Here is a 17,994-nt window from a genome sequence, read left to right as displayed (position 1 = left end):
GTCAAAAATCCGCCGGAGGATTGGCGGTGCGCCGGTCAAGCTTGATGAAAGGCCGCTGTACCACCTTCGCCCGCTTCATCAGTTTCTGGTACTGCAATTCACGCATGGCGTAGATTTCGACCCAGAGATCGTCGCTGATTGTATCCCCGAAAGGTCTTTCCAGCGATGCGATTGCGATATTTTTCTTGGCCATGGGCGACCATAGCGCCGCACTCACAAGCCCGATCTCCTTATGTTTCTTGTGGTAGACGATGGCATGCTCGGCCGGCACGTTGCCCTCGATCTCCAGCCCGACAAGGACATGGCGCAACTTGCCCCGCGTCCTCGCCTCAAGAATAGCACGGCGGCCATTGAAATGGCCCTTGGTCGCATCGACCATGAAGCCAAGGCCGATCTCGTCGGGCATGCGCAACCGATTGGCACGGATGGCATGTTCGGAGGTAACAAAATCAGCGTTGGCGACGATCAGCCCGGCTTCGGTGCGAGCACGATTCAACGCCGTATAGCCGATGGCGCGTATGCCGCGAAGCTCGCCCGCCTTGACCAGCCGATCCCAAAGGCTGAGCGCCAGAGCCCGCTCCACGAAAAGCTCATAGCCGAGGTCGCCGGTGAAGCCGGTGCGCGAAATCACCACCTTGCCGCCTTCATGATCCAACTCGGCAAGGTCGAAAACCTTCAGTTTTTCGATACCGGCAAAACCTGCTTCGCGAAGCACGGCAAAGGACGTCGGCCCTTGCAACGCAAGACCTGCGACCTGTTCTGTCTCCTCGTCGATTGAAACCTGGAACCCGACGGCGCTATCGAGCAGCCAGGGCAGGTGGCGTTCCTGGCAACACAGGCGGAACCTTTCCGCAGAGAGGCGAAACAGCGTGCCATCGTCCAGGACAAAGCCCTCGTCGTCACACCAGGCCGTATAGTGGACCCGACCCGGATTCAGTTTCGTCACGTCGCGCAAGGTCAACCGGTTTAGGAACGCTTCGGCATCTGGTCCCTCGACCCGATATTTGGTCATCGGCGAAATGTCGAACAGTGCCGCCTGGCTACGGATAGCGAAGTATTCAAGCTCCTCATCCCGAAGCGAATGCGGCGCCCGATAGCCTGCCCAGCTATACCAGTCGTCTGTCCTCGACAGCTCCGCAAGCCTCGGCTGGAAAGGCGTATCGATCCGCCAGGCACTGAAATGTCCCTGAGCAGCGCGGCGAAGCGCAACCTTGTCAGCTGCCGTATCCATCACGCCTCCTTCCGCCTCTGCAATATCCGCCGGGCGGCATTCAGCCCCGGCGCTCCGGAGACGCCGCCGCCGGGATGCGAACCGGCAGAGGCAAGGTAAAGGCCGGTGATCGGCGTATCGTAGCCTGACCAGCCAGCGACCGGCCGTGACACCAGCATCTGGTCGGCCTGCAATTCGCCATGGTGCCAATGGCCTCCACGCATACGATAGCGAGCCTCTATATCAGCCGGCGTAAGAAGCTCGGCATGCCGAACCGTTCTGCCGATGCCCGGAGCATAGGCTTCGAGTTGCGCCATGATCGTGGCCTGGAACTTTGCCTTGCCGGCCTGCCAACCTTCCTTCAGCGCATAGGGTGCATACTGTACAACCGCCGAAAGCACGCACGCGCCATCTGGCGCAAGCGAGGCATCGGAGAGCGACGGCAAGGTGATTTCCATGACCGGTTCAGGCGAGAACTCGCCATACTTCGAGGGGTTGAAGGCCCGTTCGACATGGTTCGTAGAGGGCGCGATGACAAGGCGGCCCTTGTGCCCGGCTGCGTCCAGACCTGCGAATGCAGGCGGTGCGTCGAGGGCGAGATGGAGCTTGGCCGTGTCGCCCTTCATGCGGATATTGCTCACCTTGCGCACGAAGCCGGTGTCGAGGTCGCGCGGACCAACCAGATCAAGGAAGGTCGTTGCCGGATCCGTCGCCGAGACGACGATGGCAGCACCTATCTCCTCGCCTGTTTTAAGCACAACGCCGGTCGTACGGCCGTTCTCGACAACGATGCGCGCGACAGGGGAATTCATGCGCACCGCTACACCCGCCTTGGCAGCTGCCGCCGCGATAGCGGACACGACCGCGCCCATGCCGCCTGCCGGCAAAAGCTGAGCACCTGCTTCGCCGGATAGCTCGCCTGCCAGGCGATAGTACAAACCAAGCAGCGACGTTGGCGAGCGCGGACCGAGATGCGCTCCCAGCACGGCATCGAAGGCAAGCAGGCCTTTCAACCGGTCATCCGTCAGTTGCTCGTCAAGCAGATCCGCCACGTTCATCAGAAGAACGCGCAGGAAATCGCGCATGTCTTCCTTGCCGAGACGCTTCAAGGTCAACGCCATCTGGCCAAGCGCCGCTGTTTCGCCAAGAGACAGGCCTCCGAGATCGGGTGGGCGGCGCGAAAGAAAGGGCTTCAGGATATCGGCGTAGCGCAGCAACTGGGCTCGCATCTCTAGCCATGCCGTTTGTTCCTTGGCGCTAGCTCCCGTAAGGGTCTCACCATATGCCCCCTGCAAAATAAGCGGCGTACCCTCTCTCACAAGCGCGATTGAGGGAATGAAAGCATCTCGCTTCAGCCGCAGGCCTTGCCTCTCAAGATCCAGATCCTTGACCACGTCTGGATGCAGCCGGTTTAGGATATGCGCGAGCGAGGAAGCACGGAAGCCGGGTGCGAATTCTTCCGTGCGGGCCGCACCCCCAACCTCGGCAGCAGCCTCCAGCACCAGAACCTTGCGGCCGCTCTTGCCCAGCAGTGCCGCTGCAACCAGACCGTTGTGGCCACCGCCGACGACGATGCAATCAAATGATGTCATGGGCCGGGCTCATATGAAGGCGGGGCTTGGCGAGATCGCGAAGGATTTCAGCGGCGGCATTGCGACCGGGGGCGCCCATCACGCCGCCACCCGGATGTGTGGACGAGCCGCACATGTAGAGCCCGCCGATAGGCGAGCGGTACTGCGCATATCCCGGCACCGGGCGGTTGAACAACAACTGGTCGAAGGTAAGTTCGCCCTGGAAGATATTACCCTCTGTCAGTCCGACCTCGGCTTCCAGTTCGCGGGGCGTACGCACCTCCATGTGAACGATCCGCTCGCGGAACCCGGGCGAGTAATCGGCGATCTGCGAGATCACCGATTCGGCAAAACCGTCCCGGTCGGCGTCAGTCCACTCGCGCCCCTCGATCTTGGGTGGCGCGTACTGCACGAAGCAGCTCATGAAATGCTTTCCAGGCGCAGTCATGGTCGGGTCAAGCGTTGTCGGGATCATCATGTCGAGGAAGGGATCGGCAGACCAACGCCCGGCCTTCCAGTCGTCATAGGCTCGCTCCATGCGCTCGACCGTATCGGTGAAGTGAAGGTCACCACGGTAGCAGGGCGAATTCTTCGGCAACGCTGGAAATTCGGGCAACGAATCCAACGCAATGTTGACCTTGCCGGACGAGCCGCGGATCTTGAAGTTCCGCACCCGTCGCAAGAAAATATCCGGCAGGTCCTTGTCATCGACCAGCTTGAGGAATGTCCGTTTCACGTCGGCGTTTGAAACGACCAGCTTGCCGTAAATCTCCTCGCCGCCGGCAAGAACGATTCCCTTGGCCTTGCCGCCCTTGACCAACACGCGCTCGACCTCTGCGCCGGTCCTGATCGTACCGCCCGAAGCCTCGAAGGAAGCGGCCAGCGCCTTGGTTACAGCTCCCATGCCGCCGCGCGCATAGCCCCACGCGCCGACAGAACCGTCCACCTCGCCCATGTAATGATGCAAAAGCACATAGGCGGTGCCGGGAGACATCGGCCCGAGCGCGGTGCCGATGATGCCTGATATGGCGAAGTTTGCCTTGATGACATCGGTCTCGAAATATTCATCGAGGAAATCCGAGATCGACATCGTCCAGAAGCGCAGCATCAGCGATATTTCTGCGGCGGAAAGTTCCCCGAACTTCTTGGCGAGGTAGACGAGTTCGCCAAGGTCGCGCGGCTTGAGACTGGTCGGATCGGGCGCGGTGCGCATCAGCAAGGGCTGGATGAAGCGGCACTGACGCGTCACGTCCCGGGCATAGCGGTCATAGGCCTCGGCATCACGTTTGGAGAAACGGGCGAACTCGCGCCGGTGCGCATCATGGTCGCGATAGTTGGCGAGATAGTCGCCGTCGCGGGTCAACACCGCCCCGCCTTCATAGGAAATAACCTGGAGGCCGAACCGCGGCAGTTCGAGATCGCGCATGATCTCCGGGCGAAACAGCGAGCAGACATAGGAACAGTTTGAATAGGCAAAACCGGGTGTCAGTTCACGGCTGGTAGCGGCCCCGCCCACCCAGCCATTCTTCTCGACCACAAGCACGTCAAGCCCGGCGCGCTGCAGATAGCAGGCATTGACAAGCCCATTGTGGCCGCCGCCGATGATGATCGCGTCCCAGCTCTTCATTCCAGCCGACCTTCTGCTTGCATGATCAGGCCCCGATTTCTTCAAATTTGCCACGACAATCCCATTTTTGTCCAGCCATATTGAATGAATGTTCAACAAATGAGGTTGCATTTTGCTGTGAATGGGTTAGCTTTCCATTGGTCTCCGGGACTTGAAAATCTGTGATCCGATGATCGAGACGGCAACGGCAGAACCCGAATATGACGACACCGCCATCCGCTTTCTGGAGGCGCTGTGGGGTGACGGATATCTTTCCCCCGGCGGCCCGGACGAAGTCGACCGGGTCGTGGAAGGTTTGGACCTCAAGGACAAGGCGCTTCTGGATGTCGGATGTGGCGCTGGCGGCGTAACTTTGCATCTTCTGGAAGCGCATGGGCTCGCCACGGCTACGGGCTTCGATGTCGAACTACCGGTCATAGAAGCCGCCCGCCGCCATGCCGCCGAACGCAATCTGTCCAACCGTGCCAGTTTCGTGCAGGCTGCCCCCGGCCGGCTGCCGTTCGCGGACAATTCCTTCGACGTCGTCTTTTCCAAGGATGCCCTGCTGCACGTTCCGGACAAGGACGCGCTGTTTGCGGACATCTACAGGGTGCTGAAGCCAGGCGGAGTGTTCGCCGCGTCGAACTGGATGATCTCGCATGACGGCGAACCTTCACCGGAAATGAAAGCCTACATTGCCGCCGAGGGGCTATCCTTTGCCATGGCTTCGCCCGCACGATATGCCGAGGCGATGGGGCGGGCCGGTTTCACTGGCATTGAGAAGAGAGACCGCAACCCCTGGTATCGTGAGGTCGCCAGAACCGAGCTGGCAAGATTGAAGGGTCCACTTTACCACCACGTCGCATCGGCCGTAGGCGCCGCCTATGTTGATAAGAACATCAAGACATGGGAAGCCATGCAGGTAGTGCTTGACAGCGGCGAGCACCGTCCCACTCATCTGCGCGGGTGGAAGCCCGGCACGACAGGATAGCGGGGTATGTTGGAAGCGACTCACCCGATGAAGGCAGGAATATCGGAAGACGAAGCGGAAAGCCTGGCAGCGAAAGCCGAGCCAGAAAAGCGGGGCCGCAAGGCATCCAAGGAAGTGCGCCGCCTTCAGCTGATCGAGGCCACCATCGATTCACTGGCCAAGCGCGGCTACTCCGATACGACCATGGCCGATGTTGCCGATGGCGCCGGCCTGTCTCGTGGCATCGTCAACTTCCATTTCGAGAGCAAGGAAAAGCTGTTGATCGCAACCTTGCAGCACATGTACGACGAATATGGTGCGCACTGGCGCACGGCGCTGACCAAAGCAGGCAGCGACCCGGCCCGCCGGTTGCAGGCGCTCGTCGCCGCAGATTTTGACCGTACCGTATGCAACAAGCGCAAGCTCGCCGCCTGGTGCGCCTTCTGGGGCGAAGCAAAGTCGCGCCCTACATATCAAGCTCTCAGCGGTGCGCGCGACCAGGACTACCAGGGCACCATCGTCGAGCTTTGCGCCGAACTGAAAAGACAAGCAGGCTACGGCTATGACGTTGACGCGACGGCGCTTGCTCTCAGCGCCCTTCTTGAGGGTCTCTGGCTCAGGCTGATGATCGGCGCAGAAGGCGTCACGCGCGAAACCGCGCTCACCTCGGCCTATGATTTCCTGGCTTCGGTATTTCCGGATCATTACCCGCGGGAGGCGGCCGACCGGAAAACCGCTTAACACCAAACAGAGGATGGAACGATGAAGACGATTTCCCGACGTTTGACCCTGACGCTGGCTCTGGCCGGTTCTTTGGCCGCCTCGGTTGCGGCACTGGCGATAGCTGCCGACAGCGAGCTTATCGTCTTTGACTGGTCAGGGTACGAGGACCCTTCCTTCCATCAGAAATATCTCGACAAGAACGGCGATTCCCCGACATTTGCTTTCTTCGGCGATGAAGACGAGGCATTCGAAAAGATCCGCTCCGGGTTCAAGGCCGATCTCGGTCACCCCTGCTCGCAAAGCGTGGTGAAATGGCGCGAAGCTGGCCTTCTACAACCGCTCGACACCTCGAAGATCACCGACTGGAACAGCCTGAACCCTGGCATCATGGCGATGAAGGACCTCGCCACCACAGCGGACGGCAAGGCGTGGTTCATGCCGTGGGACTGGGGCAATACACTGGTGACCTACAACACCGAAAAGGTCGACGAAAAGGACGTACAATCGCTGAAGGCCTTCGCCGACCCGAAATTCGAAGGCCGCGTCTCGATAGGCGACAACGTCGACGACGCCTATGCGCTGGCAAGTCTCGTCCTTGGCATCAAGGACTGGACGACGATGACCGAAGACCAGTTCAAACAGGCTTCCGACTTTCTGCGCCAGGTTCACAAGAACGTGCGGCTTTACTGGACCGATACCACCGATATCGTCCAGGCGCTGTCGGGCGGCGAAGTGGACCTCGCCTGGGCGTGGAACGACGCGGCAGTTCAATCGATAGCTGCCGGCGCGCCGATCAAGTCGAAGAAGGACACTGACGAGGGCATTTCGACCTGGGTATGCGGCTATGTCCTGTTCAAGGATGCGCCCGGCAACTCTGAAAAGGCATACGACTACCTGAATGCGATCAACGACCCCGAAGTGGCAAAGGTGCTGGTCGGCGATTGGGGTTACGGCCAGGCCAATGCCAAGGGCATGGAGTCCGTCGATCCGCAGGTAATGAAGGAAAAGGGTTATGACGACGTGGAGAAATTCGTCGACAAGACGCTTTTCCAATCGCCGGTTCCATCCGACCTGAAGTTGAAGATGATTGCCGAATTCGAGAAGATCAAGGCCGGCTACTAAAAGGCAATCGGGAGAACTGCCGGCCCGTCGAACAAGTGCTGGCCGGCAGTCAATCTCAAGCGGGCCTCAATCTGCCAGCGCCACCAAAGCCTCGGGGTCGTAAGCTAGCCTGATCGATGACCCGACCGGTATGTCGTCGGCGCCAAAATCATTGGTTTCCGTCACCGAAAGCGGCTTTTCCAAACCCGGTATCTCGACGATCAGGTGGGTGATCTCGCCGAAATAATGGCGTTCCACCACCTTGCCGGACACTTCGAATTTTGCGCTCGAATCGTCCCAAAGCACGCGCAGCCGCTCGGGCCGGATACCGAGCGTCGCGCCACTGCCGTTGCGGACAAAGGCCTTGGGCTTGTCGGTCTTTATCCGCCCGAAGCCGAGTGTGTCGACCACCAGCGAAGCACCCTGTTCCTCGACGATTTCTGCCTTGACGAAATTCATGCCGCCAAGGAAGTCCGCAACCTGGCGGTTGACCGGGCGCTGGTAGATTTCCTTCGGCGAAGCGACTTGCGCAATACGCCCGCCAAACATGACGGCAATGCGATCCGACATGGCCAGCGCCTCATACTGATCATGCGTCACGAGGACGAAAGTGATGCCGACCGCCTGTTGCAGCCGGCGCAGTTCAACCTGCATCTGCTCGCGCAGCTTCTTGTCCAGCGCCGATAGCGGTTCGTCCAGCAAAAGCACCTTCGGACGCATGACGAGCGCGCGCGCCAATGCGACGCGCTGCCGCTGGCCACCCGAAAGCTCTGTCGCCCCGCGCTTGCCGAGACCGTTCAGCGAAACCTGCCCCAAAGCTTCCTCGACCCGCCGCTTTTCCTCTGCAGAATCGAGTCTCAGCCGCTTTAGCCCATAGGCGACATTCTGCTCGACATTGAGGTGAGGAAAGATTGCATAGCTTTGGAACACCATATTGGTCGGTCGCCGGTTGGCCGGGATGCCCTCCATCGCCTGCCCATCGACGGCGATGGTTCCGGTGGTCGGGTTGTCGAAACCGGCAATCATGCGAAGCAATGTTGTCTTGCCGCACCCGGAAGGCCCGAGCAGCGAGAAGAACTCACCTTCCCTGATGACCAGATTGGCGTCGTCGAGAGCCTTGAAAGCTCCATAGCTGCGGGTGACGTTGGTGATCTCGATCATGGGCCGATCGGCGACGGGGCGTTCAGGCATAAAGGCCTCCCTCATTGCTGGTACGGCGCGCAGCACGGCGGCGTAGCACCTCGGCGATCGACAACATGACGAAGGACAGCACGAGCAGCAGCGTTCCAAGTGCCAGCACGCCGGGCAGCTTGGCCGCAAACCGCAACTGTCCCCAGATGTAGATCGGCAGCGTCGCCTCCGTTCCGGTGAGGAAGAAGGCGATGATGAACTCGTCCAGCGAGATGGTGAAGGAAACCAGCAGGCTGGAGATGATGGCGGGCATCACCATCGGCAATGTCACGCGGCGAAACGTTCCAAAGGCGCTTTCACCCAGATCGGCAGACGCTTCCTCCAGACTGCGGTCGAACCCTTCGAAGCCGGAAATCAGCACCGTCATCGAATAGGGAATGCAGATCAACACATGGCCGAGCACAACGGTGAACAGCGAAAGGCTCAGACCCAGTTGCAGCATTACCAGGAGCATCGAAATGGCGACGATGATCTCCGGCAGCACCAGCGGCGCCATGATGAGCCCGTTGATCGTACGTCGGCCCGGAAACCGGTAGCGGGTTATGGCGCGCGCGGCGAGGATGCCTAGCGTGGTGGCAAGGACTGAGGCCGAGATGCCGACTACGAGGCTGTTCCATGCAGCGTCGAGCAGGGCCGGCGTATGCGGCAATTCCTCGTACCACTTCAGCGTATAGCCTGAGAGTGGGAATTTCGGTGTCGCTGCGGTGTTGATGGAAAAGATCGGCAGGAAGACGACGGGAAGATAGAGGAAACCGACATAGATGGCGGCATAGGCGCCAAGCCACGACCTGCCGGGTAGAAACCGCCTCAATCCGCTCATCGCGCCATCCTCGCGGCCGAGCGAATGATGAAGACGCTGGCAAGCGCCATCAGCGTGACGATCACCATGGTCGTTACCGAGAGCGCGGCACCAAGCGGCCAGTTGGCGGCCTTGCCGAATTGAACCTGGATGGCGTTGGCGATCATCACGCCGTCCTTGCCGCCGACCAATTTCGGCGTCACATAGTCGCCGACGGTCGGGATCATGACGATGAGCAGCGCCGCAATCACGCCTGGAATGGAAAGCGGCAGCGTCACACGCAGAAACGAGCGCAGCGGACCGTCACCAAGATCGGTTGCCGCCTCGACCAGCGTGCGGTCGACTTTTTCCAGCGAAACAAAGATCGGCAAGATGGCGAAAGCCGCCCACGCATGCGTCAGCGTGATGATGACCGCGCTGGAATTATAAAGCAGCGCGGTGGACGGCTCATCGATGATGCCAAGCCCCATCAGGCCGGAATTTAGCACGCCATTGTAGCCAAGAATCACCTTCCAGGCCATCACGCGCAGCAGGTAGCTGGTCCAGAACGGGATGGTGATGAGGAACAGCCACAGTCCCTTGTGGCGGCCGCCATGGAACGAGATGAAGTAGGCGATGGGATAGGCAAACACCACCGTCAGGAAACTCACTGTCAGCGAGATATAGAGCGATCGCCACAACAGGTCGCGATAGATCGGCTCGGTCAGCGCGATGCGGTAGTTCTCCAACGTGAAGGTACGATCTATCGTGAGGTAGTGCTGCGTCCAGAAGGAATGGGCGATGACGACGATGATCGGCGCAAGCAGGAAGACGACCGCGTAAAGAAATGTCGGGCTGATCAGGCCAAGACCTTGGACGGCCTCCGATTGCAGCAGAACATCGCGACGCGTTCGTCTCGAACCGACCCCCGGACTGTCCGCCACAGCCGCCGTCATGGCAAAACCCCGTGCAGGGCTTGGGGTTCGTATGCAGTCGCGGGCCTGAACTTGCCTGCCATGCTGCCATCCCATCGGTCATGCGAGCGCCCGTTCCCCGTGGGCTTGCCCGCTGTCTTCCAATCATGAGCGCATCCGCAGATTGAAATCAAGCGTTAATTCTGCCATATTGATTGAACGGACATTCAAAATGAAGTGATGATCAGGCTCGGAGCGGCGGCAAGCCGGGCGAGACCGAAAGCGAGGCAGCAATGGCGGCATTACGCGACCTATCGAGGGATCAGGCCGGTGGAAACGACGAGCTCGACGCCGTCGAACAGGCCAGGAGGCACCTGGTCCAGCCGTGGCCCTATGCCGGTTCCGTTGGCGAGGAGGCACGCGCCCTGATCGGCGAAGGCGATGGCATCTACATCACCGACAGCACCGGTCAAAGACTGATCGACGGGCCAGCAGGCATGTGGTGCATCAACATCGGTCATCGTCGCGAAGAACTGGCGCGCGTGATGTACGACCAGGCTATGCAGCTTTGCTACAATACGCCGTGGTATACCATGAATGCGCCGTCAGCCGAGCTTGCGGAGCGCATCGCTTCCCATGCACCCGGCGATCTCAATCACGTCTTCTACACTACGGGTGGTTCGTCGGCGGTGGAGACGGCACTGCGCTTCATGCAATTCTACAACAACGTGCGCGGAAGGCCGGAAAAGAAGCTGATCCTGAGCCGCGGAGGCGCCTATCACGGTTCCACCTATCTGTCGGCCTCGCTAAACGGCCGGCCTCGCGACCGCGACTGGATGGACGGTGCCGACGAACTGGTCGTCAAGATGACGTCTCCCGATCCCTTCCGCCGACCCAAGGACATGACGAGTGAGGCGTTCAGCGATTTCCTCGTGGAGGAATTCAGCGCAACCGTGGCGCGCGTTGGAGCCGAACGCATTGGCGCTTTCGTCGGCGAACCGGTTCAGGCCTCCGGCGGCGTCATCATACCCCCCGACAACTACCTGCAGCGCATCCGCGAAATCTGCCGCGCCAACGAAATCCTCTATGTCTCGGACGAAGTTGTCACGGCCTTTGGTCGTCTCGGCCACGTCTTTGCCTCGGGACAGGTATTCGGCCTCGACCCCGACATGATAACTTTTGCCAAGGGCGTCACCTCTGGCTATTTTCCGCTCGGCGGCGTGGTAATTTCCGAACGCCTGCTCCAGGATCTGCGTCGCTCAAACCACCCCGACGCGCTATTCGGCCATGGCCTGACCTATACCAGCCATCCCATCGGCTGTGCCGTGGCGCTCAAGAACCTCGATATCCTCGAGGACGGCGTTCTGGCACACGCCCGAAATGTCGCGCCATATTTCCAGGCACAGTTGAAGACGCTGGAAGACTTGCCTTTGGTCGGCGAGGTGCGCGGCATCGGCTTGATGGCCTGCGTCGAATGCGTTGCCGACCGTGAAAGCAAGAACCCGCTGCAACTGGACAAGAATGTCGGCGCACGCATCGACGCGCATTGCCACGAGCTTGGTCTTCTGGTGCGGCCGCTGATCAACATGTGCGTGATGTCGCCGCCGCTGACCATCAGTCGCGAGCAGATCGACGATATGGTGTCCATACTGCGCGAGGGCATTTCGCGCACCATGGACGACCTGCGCAAGGAAGGCGTCTGGCAAGGTTGAAGGAAAAGTCCTGAAGCCTTGTTCCGGCGCTCCTCAGGCGGCTCCGCCGCTTTCCTGTTCATGGCGCAAGGTGGCGATGAACCGCTTGGTGCGTTCGCGCTGAGGATTGGCGAACAGGCTTGCCGCTTGCCCGCTCTCTACCACGACGCCCGCCTCGAGGAACACCACCTCGTTGGCGATCTTGGAGGCAAGGCGCAGGTCGTGCGTAGCCATCACCATCGTCGTGCCTTCGCTTGCGAGTTGTCCTAAAACATCGACCACTTCCTGCGCCAGTTCCGGGTCCAGCGCCGAAGTCGGCTCGTCGCACAGCAGCACCTTTGGCGAAGGCGCCAAGGCACGGGCAATCGCCACCCGTTGTTGCTGGCCGCCGGATAGCGTGGCTGGCCAGGCATCCGCCTTGTGCGCCATGCCGACTTTCTCGAGCAAGGCCAGCGCCCGTTCACGCGCCCGCTCGGCGGGCCATTTCAGAACGGTGACCAACCCCTCCATGACATTCTCGATCGCTGTGCGGTGCGGGAAGAGCTGGAAGTTCTGGAAAACCATGCCGGTCTGGCGGCGCAACCGCTGGACATCCTTGGACGCAGCCTTCTCGCCAGGCCTGAAGGCAAGCGTTTCTTCACCGATACGCAGAGTACCGGACGTAGGGATTTCAAGCAGGTTGATGCAGCGCAAAAGCGTACTCTTGCCACCGCCCGATGGGCCGACCAGTGCGGTAACGGTACCTTCGGCAATGGCAACAGACACGCCTTTCAGAACGACATTGTCGCCGAAGCGCTTTTCGATATCGGTGAGGCCGATCATGCCCGCGCCTCCAGGAAGCCGCCATAGCGGTTGAGCCGCGTTTCCAGCCGGGTCTGCAATGCAGATAGCACGGAACTCATGGCAAGATAGAGCAGCGCTGCCTCGACATAGAGGATCAACGGCTCATACGTAACGGCGACTATCCGCTGCGCTGCTTGGAACATCTCCGGCACCGTGATGGCGGCGGCGAGCGAGGTGTCTTTCACCAGCGAGATGAAAGTATTGGAAAGCGGCGGCACCGCAACGCGGCCTGCTTGCGGCAGGATAGTGCGGCGCATGGCCTGGCTCCACGTCATGCCGATCGAATAGGCCGCCTCCCATTGGCCCTTTGGCACCGAACCGATCACGGCACGGATGATTTCGGAACTGTAGGCGCCGATGTTGAGGGTGAAACCGATCAGCGCTGCCGGAAAGGCGTCCAGCAGGATGCCCGCAGACGGCAGGCCGTAGAAGATCAGGAAAAGCTGCACCAGCAGTGGCGTACCGCGAAAGATCCAGACATAAAAGCGCACCACGGCAACCAGCGGTTTCGGCCCGAACAGGCGGATCAGCGCCACGCCCAAACCGACGATCAGGCCGAAGGTGAAGGAAAGAAGCGTCAGCGGCGTGGTGAAAACCAGCGCGGCCCACAACAGCGGGCCGAGTGATTCCAGCATCAATTGAAGCCAGTGCGGCACGGAAAACCTCCGGAAATCGTCGCTTGTATCGAGCAGGCGCACAATAGCGCGCCTACCCATCAAGCGGAAAGCGGCGGCCGATATCTGGCGGCCGCCGCTTGTTCGGTTTGGCTGGAGCGCCAGCCCGGTTGTTACTTTGAAACGTCCTGGCCGAAATAGGTGTCGGCGATCTTCTGGTAGGTGCCGTCGGCCTTGATATCGGCCAGCGCCTTGTTGATCGCCGCGACCAGTTCGGGGTCGCCCTTGCGCACGATGACGCCGGAATAGTCTGCATTTTCTTCCTGCGCGGCAATCTTCACATCGGCATCGGGCTTGTGCTTCTTGAAGTCGAGGAAGGACAGGCTGTCATTGATGGTCGCGTCCGCGCGGCCGGTCAAAAGCAGCTGGATCGACTGGTCGAAGCCATCGGTGCCGACGAGTTCCGCGCCGTTCTTCTCGGCCAGCTTGCCGAAGTTGGAGGTCAGCGACTGGGCCGACTTCTTGCCCTTCAGGTCGGCGAAGCCCTTGATGTCGGTGTTGTCGCCCTTGACGATCAGCACTGCCTTGGAAGCGATATACGGATCGGAGAAGTCGTATTTCGCCTTGCGCTCCTCGGTGATGCCGACTTGGTTGATGACCGCGTCATAGCGGTTGGCATCGAGGCCAGCGATCAGGCCGTCCCACTTGCCTTCAAGGAACTCGGCCTTGACGCCAAGCTTTGCCGCGACTGCCTTGCCGATCTCCACGTCGAAGCCGACAAGTTCGTTCGACGCATCGTGGTAGGTGAAGGGTGCGTAGGTGCCTTCGGTGCCGATCTTGAGCACGCCGTCTGCCTTGATCTGGTCGAGATTGGCGCCCGCAGCGGCAGCCGTGATGGCCAGCGCCTGCAACGTGCCGGCAACGATAAGCGATTTAAGCCAGTTCATTTTTCTGTGATCCTGTTGAGCCCGAAACGGGCGCTTTTTGTAGAGGCAGGCAATCTCGCAGAACTTTAGGCATAAAATAAGGAAGGAAAATCCGAAAATTGGCGGCTATCAGGAATTGATTGCTAATGAATGGCGGGCCCTGCCGGGGTTCGTTGCCCGCATGAAAGGCTCGTCTTCGAGCAATGGAATGAGCCGGAACCAACTTCCGATCTCGAACGTTCCTGACGGTCATAAAGTGCCTTTCGCAAGCGCGTTGGCACATGCAGGCTGTCGAAGGTCGGAGCACCGCCATGATGCAGGACACTACCTCGCGCGACTTCATCCGCATCGCGATGGCTGCCCCCTATCTCGGTCGCGAGGAAGAGCAGGAGCTGGCCCTCAACTGGCGCAAACATCATGACCAGGACGCATTGAACCGGATAGTCGTCGCGCATATGCGGCTGGTCATTTCCATGGCCGCCAAGTTTCGCCACTACGGGCTCCCCGCCAGCGACCTGATCCAGGAAGGTCACGTCGGGCTCCTCGAAGCCGCCGCGCGTTTCGAGCCCGAGCGCGAGGTACGCTTCTCGACTTACGCGACGTGGTGGATACGCGCCTCCATGCAGGACTACATTCTGCGCAACTGGTCTATCGTACGCGGCGGCACCAGTTCTGCGCAGAAATCGCTGTTCTTCAACTTGCGGCGGCTCAGGGCCCGGCTGGCAAATGGCAATGAAACGCTTTCCAGCACCGCGCTCTATGAGGAAATATCGGCAGCGCTTGGCGTTTCGACATCAGACGTTGCCACCATGGACGCCCGCCTGTCCACGCCCGACAGATCGCTGAATGCCCCACTGACCGGTGAATCCGATTCCACGGAGCGAATGGACTTTCTGGTGTCGGACGAGCCTTGGCCCGACGAAATCGCCTCCACGACAATCGACGTCGAAAGACGTTCAGGGTGGCTCAGGATCGCGCTCAGGGCGCTGAACGCCCGCGAGTTGAGGATTATCGAAGAACGCAGGCTAAAGGACGAAGGCGTTACGCTTGAAGAGCTTGGCGGCAAGCTCGGCATCTCAAAGGAACGGGTTCGCCAGATCGAAGCCCGCGCCATGGAAAAGCTCAAGGTCGCTCTGGTGAAACAGAATCCGGAGTTTCTGGCCGCCTGAACAGGCCCGCCGTCACTTAACCCCGTCAAGCAAATCCGGCCGGCGTTCCCGTGTCAGGCGCTCCGCCTGCTCTCGCCGCCATTGCGCAATCTTGGCGTGATTGCCGGAGACGAGAACCTCGGGAATGAGCCGCCCGTCGAACTCCTGTGGTCGCGTATAATGCGGATGTTCCAGCAGCCCGTTTTCGAAACTCTCTTCTTCGCCCGACTGGTCGTTTCCCATGACCCCCGGCAACAGGCGCACAATGGCGTCGAGCAATACCAGCGCTGCCGGTTCGCCGCCTGAGAGTATGTAGTCGCCGATCGAGATTTCTTCGAGGTTGCGCGCCTCGATCAAGCGCTGGTCGACACCTTCGAAGCGTCCGCATAAAAGGACGACACCGGGGCCCGCAGCCAGTTCTCGCACCTTCGCCTGGGTCAGCGGCTTGCCGCGAGGGCTCATCAGGAGGCGAGGTCGCGGATCGCCCTCAGCGGCCGCGCTGTCGATGGCACGGGCCAACACGTCGGCGCGCATGACCATCCCGGCGCCGCCACCAGCCGGTGTATCATCCACCGTCCGATGACGATCCGTGGCAAAGTCGCGGATCTGGACCGTGTCGAGCGACCATGTGCCGGCTTCCAGCGCCCGGCCGGCAAGCGAAACGCCGAGCGCACCCGGAAACATCTCCGGGTAAAGCGTGAGAACCGATGCGGCAAAGCTCACCGGTTGCCTCCGGCGTCTTTCGGTCCGCGCGGGCGGCGTTTGGCATCGAAACCATCGCGGCCCGGGGCCGTTTCGATGTCAGGCTCGCCATCGCCGTCCTCATCCTCCACCAACCCTGCCGCAATCGGATCGATACGTACGAAGCCGCCGGCAATGGAAACCTCCGGAACTGCTGCCTGGGTAAAGGGAATGAGCACGCCCTTGCGGCTACCCACCATCAGGTCGAGTATGTCGCCGCCGCCGAAATTCTGCACCGCCAGCACCTTGCCGATAATTGCGCCGGTATCGTCCTTGACGGCAAGGCCGATCAGGTCTGCCTGATAGAATTCGTCTTCCTCGATGGATTCGGGAAGCGCGGAACGATCGACAAACAGCTCGGTGCCGGTCAGCGCCTCTGCCGCCGTACGGCCATCGATGCCCTTGAAGCGCACGACGGCGACATTGCCTGCGGGCCTGATGCTGAGAACCTCAAAGATGCGGCCGTCCCTTGTGGACAATGGCCCGTAGTCGCCAAGCGCCTCCGGCGCGCCGGTAAAGGTTTTGACGCGCAACTCGCCCTTGATGCCATGCGCTGCACCTATCACTGCCATCTGGACGGGATTGTTGAGCTTCGGCATCAATTGAAAATCCTACGGGCTTGATCATGTCCTAGATTTGGAAGAATTGCATTACAAGCACCCTTCACCGCTTCCTAACCTCGCTTAAGCAAGATGGCGAGACGAAGATGGAAACGATCATGCAGGAACAGTTCCTGATTTCGGCGAAACCCGACCTGAACGATGCCAGGCAGCGCTGGCTGTCGGTGTTGGCAGGCGAGCGCCGTTTGTCCATGCTCACCGTCGAAGCCTATGAGCGCGACACCCGCCAGTTCCTGCAATTCCTCACCGGCCACTGTGGCGGGCCGCCGGGCATCGCCGACATCGCAAACCTTCGCCCTGCAGACTTGCGCGGCTTTCTCGCCTCGCGCAGGAACGGCGGTGCCGGCGCCCGCACCCTGGGTCGCGGCCTTGCCGGCATCCGCTCGCTGCTGCGGTTTCTGGAGCGGCAAGGCCTCGTCAATGCGGCGGGAGCTGCCGCCCTACGGGCCCCGAAGCAACCGAAGTCGCTTCCAAAGCCGCTCACGGCCGCCGACGCCAAACGCGTCGTCTCGACCGTCGAGCAATTGGCCGAAGAGCCATGGATCGCGGCGCGCAACGCCGCCCTGCTGACGCTTCTCTACGGTTCCGGTCTTCGTATTTCGGAAGCGCTCGCGCTGACCGGCAGCGATCTCATCAATCCGAACGAAAAGGTGCTGCGGATAACCGGCAAGGGCGGCAAGACCAGGCTGGTGCCGGTACTGCCCGTCGCGCTACAGGCGGTTTTGGAATATCGGCGGCTCTGCCCCTTTCATCTTGAGGCAGGCGATCCCCTGTTTCGCGGCGCGCGTGGCGGCCCGCTCAACCCCGCCATCATCCAGCGGGAGATGGTAAAACTGCGCTCCGCCCTGAACCTTCCCGACTCGGCAGCGCCGCATGCGCTGCGGCATTCCTTTGCCACCCACCTGCTAGGGCGCGGGGGCGATCTGCGCACCATCCAGGAACTGCTCGGCCACGCCAGCCTTTCGACGACGCAAATATACACCGGGGTGGACACGGCACGTCTGCTGGAAATCTATCAATCGGCGCACCCTCGCGCCTGAAGGCGCTGTTTTCCGCGATATTCTGACAATTTTTCTGCATTCATTAACGGTTTGGCGGCGATTTGAAATTACGCTCCATGCTATGAAACGCGCCTTTGCCATCGCAGACAGTACCGCCCTTTTCGGCATGAAGTTGCTCGCAGCAGTAAACCTGCTGTTCTTCCTGTCGTTCCTGGCCGTTTTGATGTTTGCCGCTTAGCCGGCCCCTTCCCTAAAACCGTCGACGTTGGTCAAGCCGCCGCTCACGCAAAGCGTGATTGGGCCATCTTTGCAAAATCTGCTAGCTTTCCCCGGTCCACGTGAAATG

At 60.5% G+C, this 17,994-nt stretch carries 17 protein-coding genes; 6 read left to right on the top strand and 11 right to left on the bottom strand.

Translation table 11 applies throughout. The features are described 5' to 3' along the window. Position 1: 1 nt before the first annotated feature. Genes ASD50_RS07235 through ASD50_RS07225 form a run of 3 tightly spaced genes read right to left on the bottom strand, consistent with a single transcriptional unit; the run spans position 2 to position 4,408 of the window. Positions 2-1,231 (bottom strand): aminomethyltransferase family protein, encoded by a 1,230-nt coding sequence (locus ASD50_RS07235; protein ID WP_156464967.1) that lies wholly within the window; start codon positions 1,229-1,231, stop codon positions 2-4. Then, positions 1,231-2,802, bottom strand: a complete 1,572-nt coding sequence (locus ASD50_RS07230; RefSeq protein WP_056238123.1) for a phytoene desaturase family protein — start codon at positions 2,800-2,802, stop codon at positions 1,231-1,233. The genes ASD50_RS07235 and ASD50_RS07230 overlap by 1 nt, the downstream gene beginning before the upstream one ends. Further along, entirely contained in the window at positions 2,789-4,408 is a 1,620-nt protein-coding gene (locus tag ASD50_RS07225) for a phytoene desaturase family protein (RefSeq protein WP_056238121.1), read from the bottom strand. The genes ASD50_RS07230 and ASD50_RS07225 overlap by 14 nt, the downstream gene beginning before the upstream one ends. A gap of 151 nt (positions 4,409-4,559) precedes the next feature. Here ASD50_RS07225 and ASD50_RS07220 point away from each other — a divergent pair, with 151 nt between their 5' ends. Genes ASD50_RS07220 through ASD50_RS07210 form a run of 3 tightly spaced genes read left to right on the top strand, consistent with a single transcriptional unit; the run spans position 4,560 to position 7,202 of the window. Further along, the gene (locus tag ASD50_RS07220) at positions 4,560-5,378 is read left to right on the top strand and encodes a class I SAM-dependent methyltransferase (protein ID WP_244484454.1); all 819 of its coding nucleotides are present in this window, start codon (positions 4,560-4,562) and stop codon (positions 5,376-5,378) included. A gap of 6 nt (positions 5,379-5,384) precedes the next feature. Then, on the top strand, positions 5,385-6,098 hold the full coding sequence (gene betI, locus ASD50_RS07215) for a transcriptional regulator BetI (RefSeq protein WP_056238115.1): 714 nt from the start codon (positions 5,385-5,387) through the stop codon (positions 6,096-6,098). A 21-nt stretch (positions 6,099-6,119) separates the two neighbouring features. Then, a complete protein-coding gene (locus ASD50_RS07210; protein WP_056238110.1) occupies positions 6,120-7,202 on the top strand; it encodes an ABC transporter substrate-binding protein in 1,083 nt (360 codons plus the stop codon). Between the two features lie 66 nt (positions 7,203-7,268). On the opposite strand, the gene ASD50_RS07205 is transcribed toward ASD50_RS07210, so the two are convergent. The 3 genes from ASD50_RS07205 to ASD50_RS07195 are packed head-to-tail and all read right to left on the bottom strand — an operon-like array spanning position 7,269 to position 10,106. Continuing rightward, entirely contained in the window at positions 7,269-8,342 is a 1,074-nt protein-coding gene (locus ASD50_RS07205; RefSeq protein ID WP_056238764.1) for an ABC transporter ATP-binding protein, read from the bottom strand. 22 nt (positions 8,343-8,364) lie between these two features. Further along, positions 8,365-9,192: an ABC transporter permease gene (locus ASD50_RS07200; RefSeq protein WP_056238107.1), complete on the bottom strand. Its 828-nt coding sequence runs from the start codon at positions 9,190-9,192 to the stop codon at positions 8,365-8,367. Then, entirely contained in the window at positions 9,189-10,106 is a 918-nt protein-coding gene (locus ASD50_RS07195) for an ABC transporter permease (protein ID WP_056238105.1), read from the bottom strand. Before ASD50_RS07195 ends, ASD50_RS07200 begins: the two co-directional genes overlap by 4 nt. A gap of 251 nt (positions 10,107-10,357) precedes the next feature. On the opposite strand from ASD50_RS07195, the gene ASD50_RS07190 reads away from it, so the two are divergent. Beyond that, positions 10,358-11,776 carry an aminotransferase gene (locus tag ASD50_RS07190; RefSeq protein WP_056238102.1) on the top strand — a complete coding sequence of 473 codons (1,419 nt, stop codon included), beginning with the start codon at positions 10,358-10,360 and terminating at the stop codon, positions 11,774-11,776. A 33-nt stretch (positions 11,777-11,809) separates the two neighbouring features. Here the strand turns inward: ASD50_RS07190 and ASD50_RS07185 are convergent, their stop codons facing one another. The 3 genes from ASD50_RS07185 to ASD50_RS07175 all read right to left on the bottom strand — a co-directional run bounded on the left by ASD50_RS07185 (position 11,810) and on the right by ASD50_RS07175 (position 14,159). After that, entirely contained in the window at positions 11,810-12,577 is a 768-nt protein-coding gene (locus tag ASD50_RS07185) for an amino acid ABC transporter ATP-binding protein (protein WP_056238099.1), read from the bottom strand. Beyond that, the gene (locus ASD50_RS07180) at positions 12,574-13,254 is read right to left on the bottom strand and encodes an ABC transporter permease subunit (RefSeq protein ID WP_056238761.1); all 681 of its coding nucleotides are present in this window, start codon (positions 13,252-13,254) and stop codon (positions 12,574-12,576) included. The genes ASD50_RS07185 and ASD50_RS07180 overlap by 4 nt, the downstream gene beginning before the upstream one ends. A 131-nt stretch (positions 13,255-13,385) precedes the next feature. Continuing rightward, positions 13,386-14,159, bottom strand: a complete 774-nt coding sequence (locus ASD50_RS07175) for an amino acid ABC transporter substrate-binding protein (RefSeq protein WP_056238095.1) — start codon at positions 14,157-14,159, stop codon at positions 13,386-13,388. Positions 14,160-14,449: 290 nt separating this feature from the next. Between ASD50_RS07175 and ASD50_RS07170 the strand changes: the two genes are divergently transcribed. Next, positions 14,450-15,307, top strand: a complete 858-nt coding sequence (locus ASD50_RS07170; protein ID WP_056238757.1) for an RNA polymerase factor sigma-32 — start codon at positions 14,450-14,452, stop codon at positions 15,305-15,307. Positions 15,308-15,319: 12 nt separating this feature from the next. Here ASD50_RS07170 and trmD read toward each other — a convergent pair whose 3' ends face one another. Together trmD and rimM are read right to left on the bottom strand one after the other, a co-directional pair. Then, entirely contained in the window at positions 15,320-16,009 is a 690-nt protein-coding gene (gene trmD / locus ASD50_RS07165; RefSeq protein ID WP_056238093.1) for a tRNA (guanosine(37)-N1)-methyltransferase TrmD, read from the bottom strand. Further along, positions 16,006-16,626, bottom strand: coding sequence for a ribosome maturation factor RimM (gene rimM, locus ASD50_RS07160; RefSeq protein ID WP_056238087.1), 621 nt, complete (start codon positions 16,624-16,626; stop codon positions 16,006-16,008). Before rimM ends, trmD begins: the two co-directional genes overlap by 4 nt. Before the next feature lie 119 nt (positions 16,627-16,745). Here rimM and ASD50_RS07155 point away from each other — a divergent pair, with 119 nt between their 5' ends. Beyond that, on the top strand, positions 16,746-17,687 hold the full coding sequence (locus tag ASD50_RS07155; RefSeq protein WP_056238753.1) for a tyrosine recombinase XerC: 942 nt from the start codon (positions 16,746-16,748) through the stop codon (positions 17,685-17,687). Positions 17,688-17,994 lie beyond the last annotated feature (307 nt).

It is taken from the genome of Mesorhizobium sp. Root552 (assembly GCF_001427285.1).
In the GTDB taxonomy this organism is placed as follows: Bacteria; Pseudomonadota; Alphaproteobacteria; order Rhizobiales; family Rhizobiaceae; genus Mesorhizobium.
Note: the sequence above shows the minus strand (reverse complement) of the source record. Positions and strands in the feature narration are given on the sequence as shown.